Raw genomic sequence first — 14,900 nt, forward strand, 5'->3', positions numbered from 1 at the left:
GTTTTACGAACCCGTGGGTTCGCGGCCGCTCGGCCTGCTCTCTGAATGCCATCGGTTCATTATTTGAACCCTTATTTTGAATATAGACTTGCAAAGAATGCGGATGCCTGTCAAGTTAATTCACACATTAAGTTTCTATCCGAGCGGGAGGCTGGATGGGTACGGTCGGCAAGGCGATTTCACTTCTGGAGCTGTTCACGGCGGACGAGCCCGAGCTCGGACTTTCCGATCTCGCGCGGCGGTGCGCCTTGGACAAGGCGACGACGCGGCGGCTGCTGATGGCGCTGGGCGGCCATGGCTTCGTCGAGCAGGATGCCGGCACGCGGCACTATCGCCTCGGCGCCGGCCTGTCGCGGCTGGCGCGTATCCGCGAAGCCTGCTTCCCGTTCCTGCCAACGGCAATTCCCGTGGCGCAGGATTTGGCGGGTTCGACAACCGAGACGGTGCATCTGTCGGAATTCGGCGTCGACAGGCTGATCACCGTCCATGTCGAGCATTCAAGCTGGGCAAACCGGGTGAACATCGATGTCGGCCAGCTTCTGCCGCTGCATTCCACCGCCTCCGGCATCGCCTATCTCGCCTTCGCCGACAACGCGACCGTGAAAGCATGCCTGACAGGTTCGCTTGAGGCCTTCACCGATCATACCCTCGTCCAGCCGGCCGCCATTTCAAAGTCGATCGGCGAGGCGCGCGACCGCGGCTATTCAATCTGCGACCAGGGCCATGAGGACGGCGTGATCGGCGTCGCGGCTGCAATCCGCGCCGCCGATGGTCTTGCGCTGGGGACAATTGCGGTGGCAGCCCCGAAGGCCAGGACGACACCGGCTACGATCGTGGAACGAGGGCTTGCGGTTGTGACCGCAGCACGGGAGATTTCGATGCGCCTCAATGGCGAAAACCTGCAAACCCTGAGGAGGCAGGCCTGATGTCTGCAGATATGGCGACGCCCCGCATCCTGGTCATCGGCACGGGCGATACCAAGACCGACGAACTGCTGTTCATGAAAGCGTGTATCGAGGCATCCAGTGGCCGCGCCGTGATGATGGATGTCAGCGTGCTGGGCGACCCCGCCTATAGTCCCGATCACGACAAGCATGCCGTTGCGCGGGCCGCTGGCGTGACGATGGCCGAAATCGTCTCGAGCGGCGATGAAAACACCGCCATGACATTGATGGCCGTCGGCGCCGTTCAGCTGGTGCGCCAGCTTCACCAGCGCGGCGAGATCGACGCCTTCATCGCCATCGGTGGTTCGATGGGAACCGATTTGGCGCTCGATGTCGCGCTGTGCCTGCCGCTCGGCGTGCCGAAATTCGTCGTCTCGACCATCGCCTACTCGCACCTCATTCCGCCCGAGCGTGTCGCGCCCGACCTGATGATGATCCTGTGGGCAGGCGGGCTCTACGGCCTCAACACCATCTGCAAGCTGGTCCTTTCCCAGGCCTGCGGCGCGGTCGTCGGTGCGGCGAGGATCGTGCTTGCATCCCGTGCTTCGGCCCCGGCGGTCGGACCGACCATCGGCATGACTTCGCTGGGCAGCAGTTGCCTGCGCTATATGAAGACGCTGAAGCCGGCGTTGGAGCAGCGCGGCTATGATGTCGCGGTCTTTCACACCACCGGGATGGGCGGCCGGGCCTTCGAATCGGTCGCCAGCCAGGACCATTTCTGCGCGGTGTTCGACTTCAGCCTGCAGGAGATCACCAATCATCTTGCCGGCTCGGTCGTCAGCTCCGGCGCCGACCGGCTCGAGAATGCCGGCGCCCGCGGCATTCCGCAGATCGCAGCCCCTGGCGCCGTAGACATGGTCGATTTGCCGACCTGGCAGGCGCTGCCGACAAAGTTCGCGCAGCGGCCATTCCATGCTCATAACAGGTTGATCGGCTCGATTACCGTCGATGCCGCCGACCGCCGTGAAGTCGCCAGGACCATCGCCGCCAAGCTCGGTGCGTCGAAGGGGCGCTCCGCTTTCATCCTGCCCTCCGGCGGCATCCAGGAATGGGATGCGCAGGGCGAGCCGCTGTACGAACCCGAAGCCCTCGCGGCGTTCACCGATGAGATGCGCAAGGCCATTCCCGCCGGCGTCGAGTTCCACGAGATCGACGCCCACATTAACAGCGACGAGTTCGTCGGCAAGGCGCTCGAAATCTTCGACCGCTGGGTCGAGGAAGGCATCATCCCGCGCGGCATGCCGGCCAAGGGAGTGGCTGCGTGAGCGCTGTTCCTGCCCAGGCGCTCGTCCTCGATTTCGGCGGCGTCGTCACCCGGACCCTTTTCGAGACCCATGCCTTGACCGAACAGGCGCTCGGCCTCGCGCCGGGAACGCTGCAATGGTACGGGCCGTTCGACCCGGATTCAGATCCGCTGTGGCGCTCAATGCAGGCCGACGAGATCAGCGAGCGCGATTATTGGCGCACCCGCACCAGCGAAGTCGGCCGGCTCGTCGGCGAGGACTGGCAGGCGATGGAGACATTCGTCCAGCGCGCACGCGGAGCCGAGCCGGAAAAGATCGTGCGGCCCGAAGCCGTCCGCGCAATCCGGACCGTGCATGCGGCGGGATTTCGCCTGGCGATCGTGTCCAACGAGCTAGATCTGTTCTATGGCGCCGGCTTCCGTCAGCGGCTGCCGCTGCTCGAGCTGTTCGACACCATCGTCGACGCCACTTATACCGGCATCCTCAAGCCCGATCCGCGCGCCTATGCCTTGGTGACCGAGGCGCTTGGCCTGCCTGCCGGCGCCTGTGTGTTCGTTGACGACCAGCAGCGCAATGTCGATGGCGGCCGTGCCGCCGGCATGCGCACGGTTCATTTCGACGTCGCGCGACCGGCACTTTCCTATGCCGAGGCCCTCGGCCATTTCGACCTCATCTCCTGAGACATTTGCGGAGCCTTGCGATGCGCGACATCAATTTCCTCACCGAGAAAAACGCCAAGCCGATCTGGCATCCGATGGCACACCCGGCCGAGATGCGGGCCAACCCGCCAAAGGTGATCATGAAAGGCGAAGGCGTGATGGTCACAGACATCGACGGCAACACCGTGCTCGATGCGGTTGGCGGACTGTGGAACGTCAATCTCGGCTACTCCTGCGACCCGATCAAGAAGGCCATCGCCGACCAGCTCAGCGCCCTGCCCTACTATTCCGGGTTTCGCGGCACGTCGACCGGCCCGTCGATCGAGCTCGCTTACGAACTCAGCGAATGGTTCGAACCGGAAGGCATGGTGCGGACCTTCTTCACCTCGGGCGGCTCGGATTCGGTCGAAACCGCACTGCGGCTCGCCCGCCAATACTGGAAGATCCGCGGCCAGGGCGACCGGACAAAATTCCTCGCGCTGAAGAAGGGCTATCACGGCACCCATTTCGGTGGCGCGTCAGTCAACGGCAACGCCAATTTCCGCCGCAACTATGAGCCGCTTATGCCCGGCGTCTTCCACATTCCCGCACCCTGGACCTTCCGCAATCCGTTCGATGAGACCGATCCGGCGCGGCTGGCCAAACTGTGCGCCAAAGCGCTGGAGGATGAGATCGCCTTCCAGGGCGGCGACACCATTGCCGCCTTCATCATGGAGCCGGTTCTCGGCGCCGGCGGCGTCATCGTTCCGCATGACAGCTTCATGCCGCTGGTGCGCGAGATATGCGACCGCCACGAAATCCTGCTGATCGCCGACGAGGTGGTCACGGGCTTCGGTCGCACCGGCGCCTGGTCGGGTTCGCGGCTATCCGGCGTGAAGCCGGATTTCATGACCATCGCCAAGGCGATCACCTCGGGCTATTTCCCGCTCGGCGCCACCTTGATCGGCGCCAAGGTCGCCGACGTCTTCGAGGCCGACAAGACCAGCTTCGGGGCGATCGGTCATGGCTATACCTATTCCGGCCATCCTGTCGGCTGCGCGGCAGGGCTGGCTGCACTTGCCGAGACCAAACGGCTTCGCCTGGACGAGAACGCAGCCGCGCGCGGCATCGAGCTGGCGGCGATGCTGGAGGGGCTAAAAGCCAAGCACGCGATCGTCGGCGACATCAGGTACAAGGGCCTGATGGCTGCGCTAGAGCTGGTCTCCGATCGCACGACGAAAAAGCCGGTGGACAAGAAGACCATGGCCGTGGTTTCGGAAGCCACTTATGACGCCGGCGTCATGCTGCGCGTGTCCGGCAACAACATCATCCTGTCGCCGCCGCTGATCATCGGCGCCGCCGACGTGGCAAAGATCGGCGAGGCCATCGATGCAGGTCTGTCGAGGGCCTGATGGACCCGCTGACGCAATGGAGTTTGGTACGCAATGACACAATCTGAGAAGAACCCCAGCGAGGAAGCGCTCGTCAAGCGGCGTGCCCGCCTGCTCGGCGCGAAATCGCAATTGTTCTACGACGAGCCCGTGCACCTGGTGCGCGGCGAAGGCGTCTGGCTCTACGATGCCGACGGCCGCAAGTATCTCGATGCCTACAACAACGTCGCCCATGTCGGCCATTGCCACCCGCATGTGGTCGAGGCCTTGTGCCGTCAGGCAAGCCTGCTCAACACCCACACACGCTATCTGCACACCGCAATTCTCGACTATGTCGAGCGGCTGACGGCGACCTTCGATGCAAGCCTCGCCACCGCAATCCTGACCTGTACCGGCAGCGAGGCCAACGACATAGCGCTGCGCATGGCGCAGGCCGCCTCCGGCAATATGGGCATCATCGCCACCGACGCCACCTATCATGGCAACACGGCGGCGGTTTCGCAGCTCAGCACGCGCATGCCTCCGATCCGCGGCCGCGCCCCCCATGTCAGGCTGGTGCCGGCCCCCGACAGCTATCGCCATCCCGATGCGATGGCCAATGGCAAGGCCTTCGGCGACGCCGTGCGTCAAGCGATCGCTTCGCTGGCACAGGACGGCATTGGCCTGTCTGGCATCATCTTGTGTCCGCTGCTCGCCAATGAAGGTTTCCCGGCTCTGCCCACCGGATTTTTCGACGACGCCTTGGGGGCCGTGCGCGAAGCCGGTGGTCTGGTCATCGCCGACGAAGTGCAGCCCGGCTTCGGCCGCACCGGCAGCCATTTCTGGGGCCATCAGCGCGCCGGCTTCGTCCCCGACATCGTCACCATGGGCAAGCCGATGGGCAATGGCCATCCGATCGCGGCCGTGGTCACCACCAAGGAGATACTGGCGACCTTCCGCGACGCTTTCCGCTACTTCAACACCTTCGGCGGCAACCCGGTCTCCTGCGCGGTCGCCAATGCCGTCCTCGACGTCATCGAACAGGAAAACCTTGTCGCCAACGCGCAAGACGTCGGCGCTTATGCGCTTGGCCTGCTGCGCCCGCTGGCCGATCGGCATGAGTGCATCGGCGAGGTCAGGGGCGCCGGACTGTTCTTCGGCGCCGAGCTGGTCCACGACCGCGACACGCGCGAACCGGCGCCCGACATTGCCGAGCAGGTCGCCAATCGCATGCGCCATCGCGGCGTGCTGATGGGCAAGACCGGCATCCACGGCAATGTGCTCAAGATCCGCCCGCCCATGCCGTTCTCGCGTGACAATGCCGACTTCCTGATCGGCCTGCTGGACGAGGTGCTGGGCGAAGTCGGCGGAGTGCCGGCGTGAATTCTGTTTCCACCCAATCCGAGCCCGAAACGGCAGCCGATGTCACGGAGCTCGCCAGGCGTGCGCTCGAACATTGGGGCGTCCGCAACTCTGAGCCGGAACTTCTGAAGCACCGCGAGAACGCCGTCTTCCGCGTGCGGCTGCCGGATGGCCAGCCGGCAGCCATGCGCATCCACCGGCTCGGCTACCACACGGACGCCGCGCTGCGTTCGGAACTGCAATGGATGGGCTTCCTGCAATCCGCCGGCGTCGCCACGCCGTCTTGCGTCGCAACACAGGCCGGCGATCCGTTCGTACTTGTCAGCACGGCCACCTCGGCGCAGCCCCGACAGGCCGATTGCCTGAGCTGGCTGGAGGGCCGCGCCGTGGGCGCACGCGGCGTGCCACTGGCCTACACGGCCGACCAGTCGATCCAGATCTTCACGGCGATCGGGCGGACCATCGCCCATATGCACAATGTCACTGCCTCGTGGGCGCCGCCCGCGGGCTTCGCCCGCCATGCATGGGACTTCGACGGCTTCTTCGGTGCGAACCCGGTCTGGGGCCGGTTCGAGACCTCGCCCTTTCTCGATGGTCCTCGCCGCGCGCTGGTCTTGCAGGCGCGCGAGAAGGCAGTGAAGGCGCTGTCGGAACATGAGCGCAGCGCGCGCAATTTCGGCATCATCCACGCCGATCTGGTGCGCGAAAATGTGCTCATTCATGATGGTGCGGTGCGCATCATCGACTTCGATGATTGCGGCCATGGCTGGCACATGTACGACCTTGCCGTCGCCCTCTACCAGAACCGCGAGGAGGCGATCTACCCGCTGATCGAAACCGCTTTGCTTGACGGCTACCAGCAAGAGCGTGCGCTGATCCCGCAGGACATCGCCGCATTGCCTCTATTCGCCGCCTTGCGTGCCTTCGCGTTTCTTGGCTGGGTGCAAAGCCGCGTCGAAGGCGACATCACCAGGGATGTCGGCTTGCGCATGTCGACCATCGCAGCCGATGTGGTGATTGACTACTTGCGCGGCGAACAGCCCAACTGACGAGCCGATGAGAGCCATCAGCTCTTGGCGAAATGGATGCTGACCGTTCCCGAGCTGCCGAAGTCGGCGACGATCGTATCGCCGGGCCGCGCCTCGACCGGGCGCACAAACGATCCGGACAGCACCACCTCGCCGGCCGCGATGGACATGCCGTAGCGGGCGAGCCTGTCCGCCAGCCAGGCAATGCCCATCGCCGGATGGTTGAGCACGCCGGCGCCAAGCCCGGTCTCCTCGACCTCCGCATTGCGCGAGACGATGGCGCCGATCCAGCGCATATCGGCTTCATCGGGTCGTTGCGGCCGGCCGCCGACGACAATGCCGGCATTGGCGGCGTTGTCGGAAATCGTATCGAAGAAAGTGCGCGCCTTCTTTGTCTCGGCATTGACGCGTTCGATGCGCGTGTCGAGGATTTCGAGCGCCGGCGTGATATAATCGGTGGCGTTGAGCACGTCGAAGATGGTCACGCCTGGGCCCCTCAGCGGCGCCTTCATGACGAAGGCTATCTCGGCCTCGACGCGCGGCTGGATGAAGCGGCCGACGGGTATCGTCGCGCCGTCGTTGAAGAACATGTCGTCGAACAGCACGCCCGAATCCGGCGTGTCGATGGCGAGCGCATATTGCATCGCCTTCGATGTCAGGCCGATCTTCCAGCCCTTCGGGGTCAGCCCGGCATCGGTCTTGCGTTTCACCAGCGCTGCCTGGACGCGATAGGCATCCTCCATCGTCGCGTCGGGAAAATCGAGGCTGAGCAGACGGATCTGGCGGCGCGAACACTCGGCTTCGAACAGCCTTGCCGCGGCATCTTCAGCTTGCTCGGGGGTCACGATGCTACCTCGTCGACGACGCCGTTGCGGAGCACGCCGATGCCGTCGGCTTCGACTTCGATCACGTCGCCCGGCTTCAGCCAGATCGGCGGGTCGAAGCGGGCGCCGGCGCCGGTCGGCGTACCGGTGACGATGATATCGCCTGGCACCAGCGTGGTGAAGGTGGAGACATAGGCGATGATCTTGCGGAACGAGAAGATCATCCGGCTGGTGCGGTCCTGCTGGCGCAATTCGCCATTGACGCGGGTGGTCAGCGCGATGTCGGCAATCTGCGCCTCGTCGGTGAACGGCACCAGCCACGGACCGAGCGAGCCGGTGCGGTCGAAATTCTTGCCCTGCGTGACGTTGAACTTGGCGTGCCGTACCCAATCGCGAATGGTGCCTTCGTTGCACAGGGATAGTGCCGCGATATGGTCAAGCGCATCCCTCTCGGCGATGCGTCGTCCACCCTTGCCGATGACGATGACGATCTCGCCCTCATAGTCCAGCTGCGGCGATTCCGGCGGCCGCACCAGCGGCGCGTCGTGGCCGACGAAGGAGCGGGGGAAGCGGATGAACAGCGACGGATTGGAGGGCGCTGCCTGGCCGTCCTTGTACTCCTCGTTGCGGTCGGGATAGTTGACGCCGACGCAGACGATCTTTTCCGGGGACGGCACAGGGATTTCATAAGCGACGGCGTCGACTGGAAAATCGACGGCGTAGGCTTCGGCCTCTTCCGCCAGCCGCCGTAGCACGCCGGCCTCGATCACTTCGCGCAGCGTCGGCCACTGGCTGTGCCGCGCCGACAGGTCGACGACGCCCTTATCTGTGACCGCGCCATAGCGCGTCTTGCCGCCGACAGTGAAGGTGGCGAGCCGCCCATGTGCAGTCATCCCGGTCTCCGTCAGGTTCGCGTCTGTGGTCACGGTGCGATGATCGGCGACGCCGTCAAATCCGGTTGGCGCGCGGCCGCGCCGGCAAAGATGCTACCCTCCTCGAACCAGCTTTTCGGCGCGGGCGCGCCCCACAGCGTCTGGCGCTGCGGGTCCTTGAGGTCCCACTTGATCGGCTCCAGATCCGGATCCACCGTCTGGTAGTCCGAGCAGTAGATCTCGATGCGGTGATTGTCCGGGTCTCTGACATAGAGGAAGAAGGCGTTGGAAATGCCATGCCGGCCGGGGCCGCGCTCGATATTTGCGAGGTAACCCGTCGTCGCCATCAGATCGAGCAGGTCGATGATGTTGAGCGGTGTCGGCACCCAGAAGGCGACGTGATGCAGGCGCGGACCCACACCGTTGGTGAAGGCGATGTCGTGGACGCCGCCCTTGCGGTGCGTCCAGGCCGCCCACAGCTTTCCGCTACTGGCATCCTCGGTGTATTCGGTGACGCGGAAGCCAAGCTCGTTGTAGAAGGCGACGGACTCGTCGACATTGGGCGAGAAGCAGTTGAAGTGGTCGATGCGCAGCGGCTTCACGCCCTTGTAGAGCGCATATTTCTGATGAATCGGCGGCAGCCTTTCCATTTGGGCAAAGAACTCGAGCGGAATGCCGTGCGGGTCGCGGGTGCGGAAGGTGCGCGACTGGTACGGTCGCTCGACCCACTCGACCGGCAGGCCTTTTGCCTTGAAGAAGTGCTCGGCCTTGTCGAGATCCTCATCCGAGAAAACCTTGAAGCCGAGATCGCGTGCTTCGGCGCTGCCGGCCCTCTTCAGCACGATGCAGTGGTGTCCGCGCTCTTCCAGAGCCCTTAGATAGATGGCGTCCGATGTCTCGTCGGTAACCTGCAGGCCGAGCGTGTCGACATAGAAGGCGCGGGATTTCGCAAGGTCGGTGGCCGCCAGTTCGACATGGCTGAGGCGCACGATGTTGAAGGCGGGATAGAGGTTTGGTTTGGGCAGTGGCATGCGATGTCCTCCGGTCAGCCGCCGAGTTTCTGGATCGTGTGCGCTGAAGTGGCGAAGGCGATGTTCTTCGTCTCCATGTAGAAATCGAAGGAATGGTCGCCGCCGTCGCGGCCGATGCCGGAATTCTTGACGCCGCCGAACGGCGTCGGCAAATGCCGCACATTCTCCGAATTGACCCAGATCATGCCGGCGTCCAGCGCATCGGTGAAGCGGAAGGCGCGGGTAACATCCGACGTCCAGAGATAGCCGGTCAGGCCGTATTGGGTGTCGTTGGCCAGCGCCAGCGCTTCGGCCTCGTCCTTGAAGGAAATGGCGGTCAGCACCGGCCCGAAAATCTCTTCCTGGGCAATGCGCATCCTGTTGGTGGCGCCGGTAAACAGCGTCGGGCTGACATAGCAGCCACCGCCCGGACCGGCGAACTTGCCGCCGCCGGCGGCTACCACCGCGCCTTCCGATTTGCCGATCTCGATATAGGAAAGCACCTTTTCCTCGTGCACCGGATGGATCAGCGGACCAACCACCGTTTTGGGATCGAGCGGATGGCCAACCTTGATGCGCTTTGCCTTCTCAGCAACCAGATCCGTGAATGTGTCGTAGACCGAGGCTTCGACCAGAAGCCGCGACGATGAGGTGCAGCGTTCGCCGTTGAGCGAGTAGATCATGAACACGGCCGCATCCGCCGCACGTTCGAGATCGGCGTCGGCGAAGACGATCACCGGGTTCTTCCCGCCCAGTTCGAAATGCACGCGCTTCAGCGTATCGGCGCCTTGTTTCATGATCATCGAGCCGGTGCGGCTCTCACCGACAAAACCGATCGCCTTGATGTCAGGGTGCTCGGTCAGCGCCTTGCCGGCGTGCTCGCCGAGGCCGTTGACCAGGTTCCACACGCCGTTCGGCAGGCCGGCCTCCTCCGCGATCTCGACCAGCAGGCGAGCGGTCAGCGGCGAAAATTCGGCCGGCTTGTGGACGACGGTGCAGCCTGCCGCCAGCGCCGGCGCGATCTTCCATGTCGACAGCATGAACGGCGTGTTCCACGGCGTGATGATGCCGACCGGGCCGATCGGCACGCGCGTGGTGATGTTGACCTGGCCTGTCGTGCGCAGCGTCTCGCCGTCGCGCGCTTCCGGCGCGCGGTCGGCGAAGAAGCGGAAATTCTCGGCGCCGCGCAGCGCGGCCTTGGCCATGAATTTCAGCGCCTGGCCGGTGTCCATGCACTCGACGAAGGCGATCTCCTCGGCGCGCGCTTCGATCGCATCGGCTATCTTGTGCAGCAGCTTCTTGCGCCCGTCGCCCGGCATGGCGGCCCAGGCCGGGAACGCCGCCTTTGCCGCCTTGGCGGCGCGGTCGATATCGGCGGCGCTGCCACGCGCGACCTTGGCCAGCGGCTTGAGATCGACCGGCGACATGGCCTCGAAGGTCGAGCCATCCACCGCCGGCACCGCTTCGCCGCCGATCTGGTTCAGCACGCCGTCGCGCTTGAAACGGGCCAGATAGGCCTCGGCCTTTTTCAGATTGCCTTCGAGGTCGGACATATCAGCTTCCGTCACTTGCCGCGCAGTCGCGGGTGGATTGCATTTTTCTTCCAGCTCAGGACCGGATCGATTTCCCTGATCTCCAGGGAAAGAGCGAAATGCGGGGTCTCGAACAGGGGGGCGAGGTATTCGCTCACGGCGGAGAAGACCGCCTCCCCGGTTCGTCTCTTGTCCTCGGCACTGCGGCCGGTTCCAATGCGAAACGACATGTCGAGAAAGGCGTTTTCCGGTAAGCTGTCGGCGATCGCATAGGCCTCCGCGCGGAAGGCCCGCACCCGCACCGCGCCGGTTTCAAACAGCCCGGTGCCGAGCACGGTGCGCAACACCAGCGCGCACAATTCGCTCATGTCGACCTTGGCATCGAGGTTGGCCGAATACTCGATGGAAAAGTGAGGCACCGCGTCTCGCTCCCCGTATTGTTCCACTGCTGTAGTTAACGCGTTAATTACATGCAGCATCACTGAAGTCAAGCCTTGCATCCAAGTTGAGGCGACGATACGGGATGGAAAGGTCAGGTTTTGGCGTGCGGTCCCGCCGACCGCCCGCATCATTGGGGACGCTGCTTCTTGCTGCCTGAAAACACCCGTCGTTCTCTGCCGATGGCGCTGCTCCATGCCCGCGAAGTGGTGATGGCGCGGTTTCGTCCAATGCTGGCGGCGCATGATGTGACCGAACAGCAATGGCGCGTGCTGCGCGTTCTGAGCGAGGCCGGCCCTGTCGAGGCGACGGAACTTGCCGATCGCGCTTCGGTGCTGCCGCCCAGCCTGACACGCATCATCAAGACGCTCGAGGGCCGAAAATTCATCACCCGCAACAAGGCGGAAGGCGATGGCCGCCGTGTCGTGCTGACGATCGCCCCGGCGGGTTCCGCCCTGATCGATGCCTTGTCGCCGGAACGCCTCGTCATCTACCGCGACATCGAACAGCGCTTCGGACATGAGAGGCTCGAGCAATTGCTCGATCTGCTGGAGAGCCTGATCGCCGGCGAGAGCTGATTGCTGCGGCTCAGCCGCCAAAGCTGCCAAGCCGCGTCGGCTGCGTGTAATTGCGGTCGACATAGAGCAAGGCCGAGCCGCCGCTGCCGTGCCTGACGTCGATAACGCGGCCGATCATGACATTATGCGTGCCGACGATGTGCACATCCTCGATCTCGCAATCGAAATTGACGATCGCATCGGACAGCGCTGGCGTCCCCGAGGTCAGCGTTTGCCAGCGCGCCGCCGAATAGCGTGCCTCCATGTCCCTGGTCGCGCCGGCGAACTTGCCGGCCAGGTGCATATGGTCATGCGTCAGCACGTTGACGCAGAAGCGCCGGTTGGCGAGAAACATGGCGGCCTGCGTCGAGCGGCCGTTCATGCACACCAGCAGCGTCGGCGGTTCGTCCGACACACTGCACATGGCGGTGGCGGTGAAGCCGCCGCGCCCGGCCGGGCCATCTGTCGTGACGATGTTGACCGGCGCGCAGACCCTTGCCATGGAGTCGCGGAAATCGGCCTTCGAAATCTGCGTGGCCATCTGACATCACCCGGCCGTAGAAGCGAGCGGATTGAGCCAGGTATCTCCCGTCCAGCCGTTCTCGTCATAGTCGGCCATGCAGGTGTCGACCAGTTCTTCCATGGCCTTCAGCCGGCCGCCGCGTTCGGCGCCCTTCAGCACCTGCAGCCGCACCTCTTCCGGCGCACCGGCATAGTTGAGTTCGTAGAGGGCGTGGCGGCCGCCGAACTCGGTGCCGGTCGCGTCCCACAACAGTTTCATGATCTTGATGCGCTCGACATGGCCCATGTCGTTGGAACCGCGCACATATTGCGCGAGGTATTTATCGATCTCGGGATTGTTGAAGTCGCGCACCGATGACGGCAGGTAGATCAAGCCGGAGGCGATCACCCGGCGCACCGTGTCGATGACGCGCGGATAGGCTTCCGACATGAAAGTCCGGTAGGCAAGGGCTGCTTCCAGGTTGGGCAGGACAGCGCCATTCGCCCACGGGATCGGATTGTAGGCCATGGCGTTGGAAAAGCTCCAGAACATGTGCCTGAGCGCGATGACCTCGCCCAGCGCCGCCTGGTTGCCTCGGAAGGCATCTCCGCCGGTGGCGCGCAGCGCCTTGGCCAGCAGGCCGGCGAGGAAGTCGAGCTTGACGGCAAAGCGTGTGCAGCCCTGGAAGCAATAGCCATGCATGAAGCCCGAAGCCGGATGGAAGGACAGGATTTTCTGCGCGTCGCGCAGGACCAGCACGTCCTCCCAGGGGATGAAGACATTGTCGAGCACCAGGATGGCATCGTTCTCGTCGAAGCGCGACGACAACGGATAGTCGAACGGAGCCGCCGCCGTGTTGGCCGTCTGCTCATAGGAGACGCGGCAGAACATCTTTACCCCCGGCGCATTCATCGGCACGATGAACATGACCGACAGCGACGGATCTTCGGTGACCGTCGCCGAACTCTGCGCCAGGAAATTGTAGTGGGTCAGCGCCGAGGACGTCGCCACCACCTTGGCGCCGGATACATAGATGCCGGCGTCGGTCTCCTTGGTGATGTGGACGAAGACATCCTTCACCTGTTCGGCCGGCTTGTGGCGGTCGATCGGCGGGTTGACAATGGCGTGGTTCATGAACAGCACGGCTTCCTGCGCACGCTTGTGCCAGGCGAGCGCATTGTCCTTGAACGGGCCGTACCAGTCGGCATTGGCGCCGAGCGTGTTCATCAGTGCCGCCTTGTAATCGGGCGTGCGGCCCATCCAGCCATAGGACATGCGTGACCACTCGGCGATCGCGGTCTGCTGGGCCGCGAGTTCGCCGGAGGATTTGGCAACGCGGAAATATTTGTGGGTGTAGCCGCCCGAACCGGTATCGGTAGGCGAGGTCAGCGTGCCCTGCCGCTTGGGATCGTGCAGCGCATCATAGAGGCGCGCCAGCGACCGCGCCGAATTGCGCATCGCCGGATGGGTGGTGACATCGGCAATGCGCTCGCCGTTGATGTAGACCTCGCGGCCGTCGCGCAGGCTCCCCATATACTCGGCCCCGGTGAACGGGCGCCCATTGTCGGCACGAAAGTCTTCCGATCGCATGATGTTCCTCCACTTATGGCATCAACTCTAGCGCTCCTGGCAAGGATCGGTTAGGACGTAACGGCAAAACCGATTGGACTTTTTCCGGCGCTATGAGCCTCAATTCCATTCCTGATTTCTTTGTCTATGGCGAGCCGGTGCGGCCGCTCGATGTCGGCTTCCTGCATGTCGAGACGGTGCTTGCGCGCAGCAATATTCATCTCGGCCAGGTTGCCGCGCACAAGCATCCGCAAATGGGCCAGATCACCTACTGGACCAGCGGCTCCGGCACCTACCGCATCGAAGACCAATCCTGGGACTTTTCGGCACCGGCCGTCAGCTTCGTGCCGAGCACCATCGTGCATGGCTTCTCGATCGGGCCCGGCACCGACGCCATCGTCGTTTCGGTCGCCGATGATGCGCTTGCGGCAATAGCCGCTCACAGCCTGCTGCCATTGGACCGGCCGGTCTTTGCCGATAGCCTTCCTCAGCACGTCGCGTGGAAAAGGCTTGCGGCGGTGCTGGAGATGATCGCCACGGAATATGCCGAGGCGCAGGCCGGGAGTGACAAGACCCTGCCGGCGCTGATTGCCGTCGCGCTCTCGCACATCGCGCGCCTTGGTCCCGAGGTGAAGGATGCCACCGGTTCTTCCGATGCTGCATTGGCGCGCGGCTTGCGCCGTCTGGTCGATGCGCATTTCCGCGACAACTGGCCCGTCGACCGCTACGTCGAGGCGCTGGCCACGACACCGCATCTTCTCGACAAGGCCGCCCATACGGTGCTTGGCAGCGGCGTCAAGCGACCCATCGGCGAGCGACGGTTGCTGGAGGCCAAGCGCTTGCTGCTGTTCACCGTGCGCACCGTCGAGGACATCGCCTACGAAATCGGCTTCGAAGATCCGGCCTATTTCTCACGCTTCTTCCGGGAGCGGGTTGGCCAGGCGCCCGCCGCCTGGCGCCGCGCGCAGCTGGCGCAGAGTTGAAGCTTCCGCGCCGGCCAGGATCAGGCG

General features: G+C 63.9%; 15 protein-coding genes. 8 read left to right on the plus strand and 7 right to left on the minus strand.

Annotated features, from left to right (window positions below; genetic code table 11):
- The first annotated feature begins 155 nt into the window (after positions 1–155).
- Genes NKI10_RS11705 through NKI10_RS11730 form a run of 6 tightly spaced genes read left to right on the plus strand, consistent with a single transcriptional unit; the run spans position 156 to position 6,607 of the window.
- Entirely contained in the window at positions 156–926 is a 771-nt protein-coding gene (locus NKI10_RS11705) for an IclR family transcriptional regulator (RefSeq protein WP_352859999.1), read from the plus strand.
- A complete protein-coding gene (locus NKI10_RS11710; RefSeq protein ID WP_352860001.1) occupies positions 926–2,209 on the plus strand; it encodes a Tm-1-like ATP-binding domain-containing protein in 1,284 nt (427 codons plus the stop codon). Before NKI10_RS11705 ends, NKI10_RS11710 begins: the two co-directional genes overlap by 1 nt.
- Entirely contained in the window at positions 2,206–2,868 is a 663-nt protein-coding gene (locus NKI10_RS11715) for an HAD family hydrolase (protein ID WP_023745654.1), read from the plus strand. Before NKI10_RS11710 ends, NKI10_RS11715 begins: the two co-directional genes overlap by 4 nt.
- Before the next feature lie 20 nt (positions 2,869–2,888).
- Positions 2,889–4,238, plus strand: coding sequence for an aminotransferase class III-fold pyridoxal phosphate-dependent enzyme (locus tag NKI10_RS11720; protein WP_023710035.1), 1,350 nt, complete (start codon positions 2,889–2,891; stop codon positions 4,236–4,238).
- Between the two features lie 33 nt (positions 4,239–4,271).
- Positions 4,272–5,579, plus strand: a complete 1,308-nt coding sequence (locus NKI10_RS11725; protein ID WP_023686940.1) for an aminotransferase class III-fold pyridoxal phosphate-dependent enzyme — start codon at positions 4,272–4,274, stop codon at positions 5,577–5,579.
- Positions 5,576–6,607: a phosphotransferase enzyme family protein gene (locus NKI10_RS11730; protein ID WP_352860004.1), complete on the plus strand. Its 1,032-nt coding sequence runs from the start codon at positions 5,576–5,578 to the stop codon at positions 6,605–6,607. The genes NKI10_RS11725 and NKI10_RS11730 overlap by 4 nt, the downstream gene beginning before the upstream one ends.
- Positions 6,608–6,624: 17 nt before the next feature.
- Here NKI10_RS11730 and hpaH read toward each other — a convergent pair whose 3' ends face one another.
- Genes hpaH through NKI10_RS11755 form a run of 5 tightly spaced genes read right to left on the minus strand, consistent with a single transcriptional unit; the run spans position 6,625 to position 11,243 of the window.
- Positions 6,625–7,434 carry a 2-oxo-hept-4-ene-1,7-dioate hydratase gene (gene hpaH, locus NKI10_RS11735; protein ID WP_352860082.1) on the minus strand — a complete coding sequence of 270 codons (810 nt, stop codon included), beginning with the start codon at positions 7,432–7,434 and terminating at the stop codon, positions 6,625–6,627.
- The gene (locus NKI10_RS11740) at positions 7,428–8,303 is read right to left on the minus strand and encodes a fumarylacetoacetate hydrolase family protein (protein ID WP_352860006.1); all 876 of its coding nucleotides are present in this window, start codon (positions 8,301–8,303) and stop codon (positions 7,428–7,430) included. The genes hpaH and NKI10_RS11740 overlap by 7 nt, the downstream gene beginning before the upstream one ends.
- A gap of 29 nt (positions 8,304–8,332) precedes the next feature.
- Positions 8,333–9,313, minus strand: a complete 981-nt coding sequence (gene hpaD, locus NKI10_RS11745) for a 3,4-dihydroxyphenylacetate 2,3-dioxygenase (RefSeq protein WP_023820911.1) — start codon at positions 9,311–9,313, stop codon at positions 8,333–8,335.
- A 14-nt stretch (positions 9,314–9,327) separates the two neighbouring features.
- The gene (gene hpaE, locus NKI10_RS11750; protein WP_352860009.1) at positions 9,328–10,845 is read right to left on the minus strand and encodes a 5-carboxymethyl-2-hydroxymuconate semialdehyde dehydrogenase; all 1,518 of its coding nucleotides are present in this window, start codon (positions 10,843–10,845) and stop codon (positions 9,328–9,330) included.
- An 11-nt stretch (positions 10,846–10,856) separates the two neighbouring features.
- Positions 10,857–11,243, minus strand: coding sequence for a 5-carboxymethyl-2-hydroxymuconate Delta-isomerase (locus NKI10_RS11755; RefSeq protein ID WP_023695203.1), 387 nt, complete (start codon positions 11,241–11,243; stop codon positions 10,857–10,859).
- 201 nt (positions 11,244–11,444) lie between these two features.
- Between NKI10_RS11755 and hpaR the strand changes: the two genes are divergently transcribed.
- On the plus strand, positions 11,445–11,840 hold the full coding sequence (hpaR, locus tag NKI10_RS11760; RefSeq protein WP_023704722.1) for a homoprotocatechuate degradation operon regulator HpaR: 396 nt from the start codon (positions 11,445–11,447) through the stop codon (positions 11,838–11,840).
- A 10-nt stretch (positions 11,841–11,850) separates the two neighbouring features.
- On the opposite strand, the gene NKI10_RS11765 is transcribed toward hpaR, so the two are convergent.
- On the minus strand, positions 11,851–12,360 hold the full coding sequence (locus tag NKI10_RS11765; protein WP_352860011.1) for a flavin reductase: 510 nt from the start codon (positions 12,358–12,360) through the stop codon (positions 11,851–11,853).
- A gap of 6 nt (positions 12,361–12,366) precedes the next feature.
- A complete protein-coding gene (locus NKI10_RS11770) occupies positions 12,367–13,911 on the minus strand; it encodes a 4-hydroxyphenylacetate 3-hydroxylase N-terminal domain-containing protein (RefSeq protein WP_352519547.1) in 1,545 nt (514 codons plus the stop codon).
- 92 nt (positions 13,912–14,003) lie between these two features.
- Between NKI10_RS11770 and NKI10_RS11775 the strand changes: the two genes are divergently transcribed.
- Positions 14,004–14,873, plus strand: coding sequence for a helix-turn-helix domain-containing protein (locus NKI10_RS11775; protein ID WP_352860013.1), 870 nt, complete (start codon positions 14,004–14,006; stop codon positions 14,871–14,873).
- Positions 14,874–14,900: the final 27 nt, after the last annotated feature.

Origin of the sequence: Mesorhizobium sp. M0802 (assembly GCF_040320115.1) — a bacterium.
GTDB lineage: Bacteria > Pseudomonadota > Alphaproteobacteria > Rhizobiales > Rhizobiaceae > Mesorhizobium.

Excerpts from the sequence above, each read along its gene's own strand:
- NKI10_RS11705 (WP_352859999.1), top strand. The coding sequence starts at position 156 with ATGGGTACGGTCGGCAAGGCGATTTCACTTCTGGAGCTGTTCACGGCG.
- NKI10_RS11710 (WP_352860001.1), top strand. The coding sequence starts at position 926 with ATGTCTGCAGATATGGCGACGCCCCGCATCCTGGTCATCGGCACGGGC.
- NKI10_RS11720 (WP_023710035.1), top strand. The coding sequence starts at position 2,889 with ATGCGCGACATCAATTTCCTCACCGAGAAAAACGCCAAGCCGATCTGG.
- NKI10_RS11725 (WP_023686940.1), top strand. The coding sequence starts at position 4,272 with ATGACACAATCTGAGAAGAACCCCAGCGAGGAAGCGCTCGTCAAGCGG.
- NKI10_RS11740 (WP_352860006.1), bottom strand. The coding sequence starts at position 8,303 with ATGACTGCACATGGGCGGCTCGCCACCTTCACTGTCGGCGGCAAGACG.
- hpaD (WP_023820911.1), bottom strand. The coding sequence starts at position 9,313 with ATGCCACTGCCCAAACCAAACCTCTATCCCGCCTTCAACATCGTGCGC.
- hpaE (WP_352860009.1), bottom strand. The coding sequence starts at position 10,845 with ATGTCCGACCTCGAAGGCAATCTGAAAAAGGCCGAGGCCTATCTGGCC.
- hpaR (WP_023704722.1), top strand. The coding sequence starts at position 11,445 with ATGGCGCTGCTCCATGCCCGCGAAGTGGTGATGGCGCGGTTTCGTCCA.
- NKI10_RS11765 (WP_352860011.1), bottom strand. The coding sequence starts at position 12,360 with ATGGCCACGCAGATTTCGAAGGCCGATTTCCGCGACTCCATGGCAAGG.
- NKI10_RS11770 (WP_352519547.1), bottom strand. The coding sequence starts at position 13,911 with ATGCGATCGGAAGACTTTCGTGCCGACAATGGGCGCCCGTTCACCGGG.
- NKI10_RS11775 (WP_352860013.1), top strand. The coding sequence starts at position 14,004 with ATGAGCCTCAATTCCATTCCTGATTTCTTTGTCTATGGCGAGCCGGTG.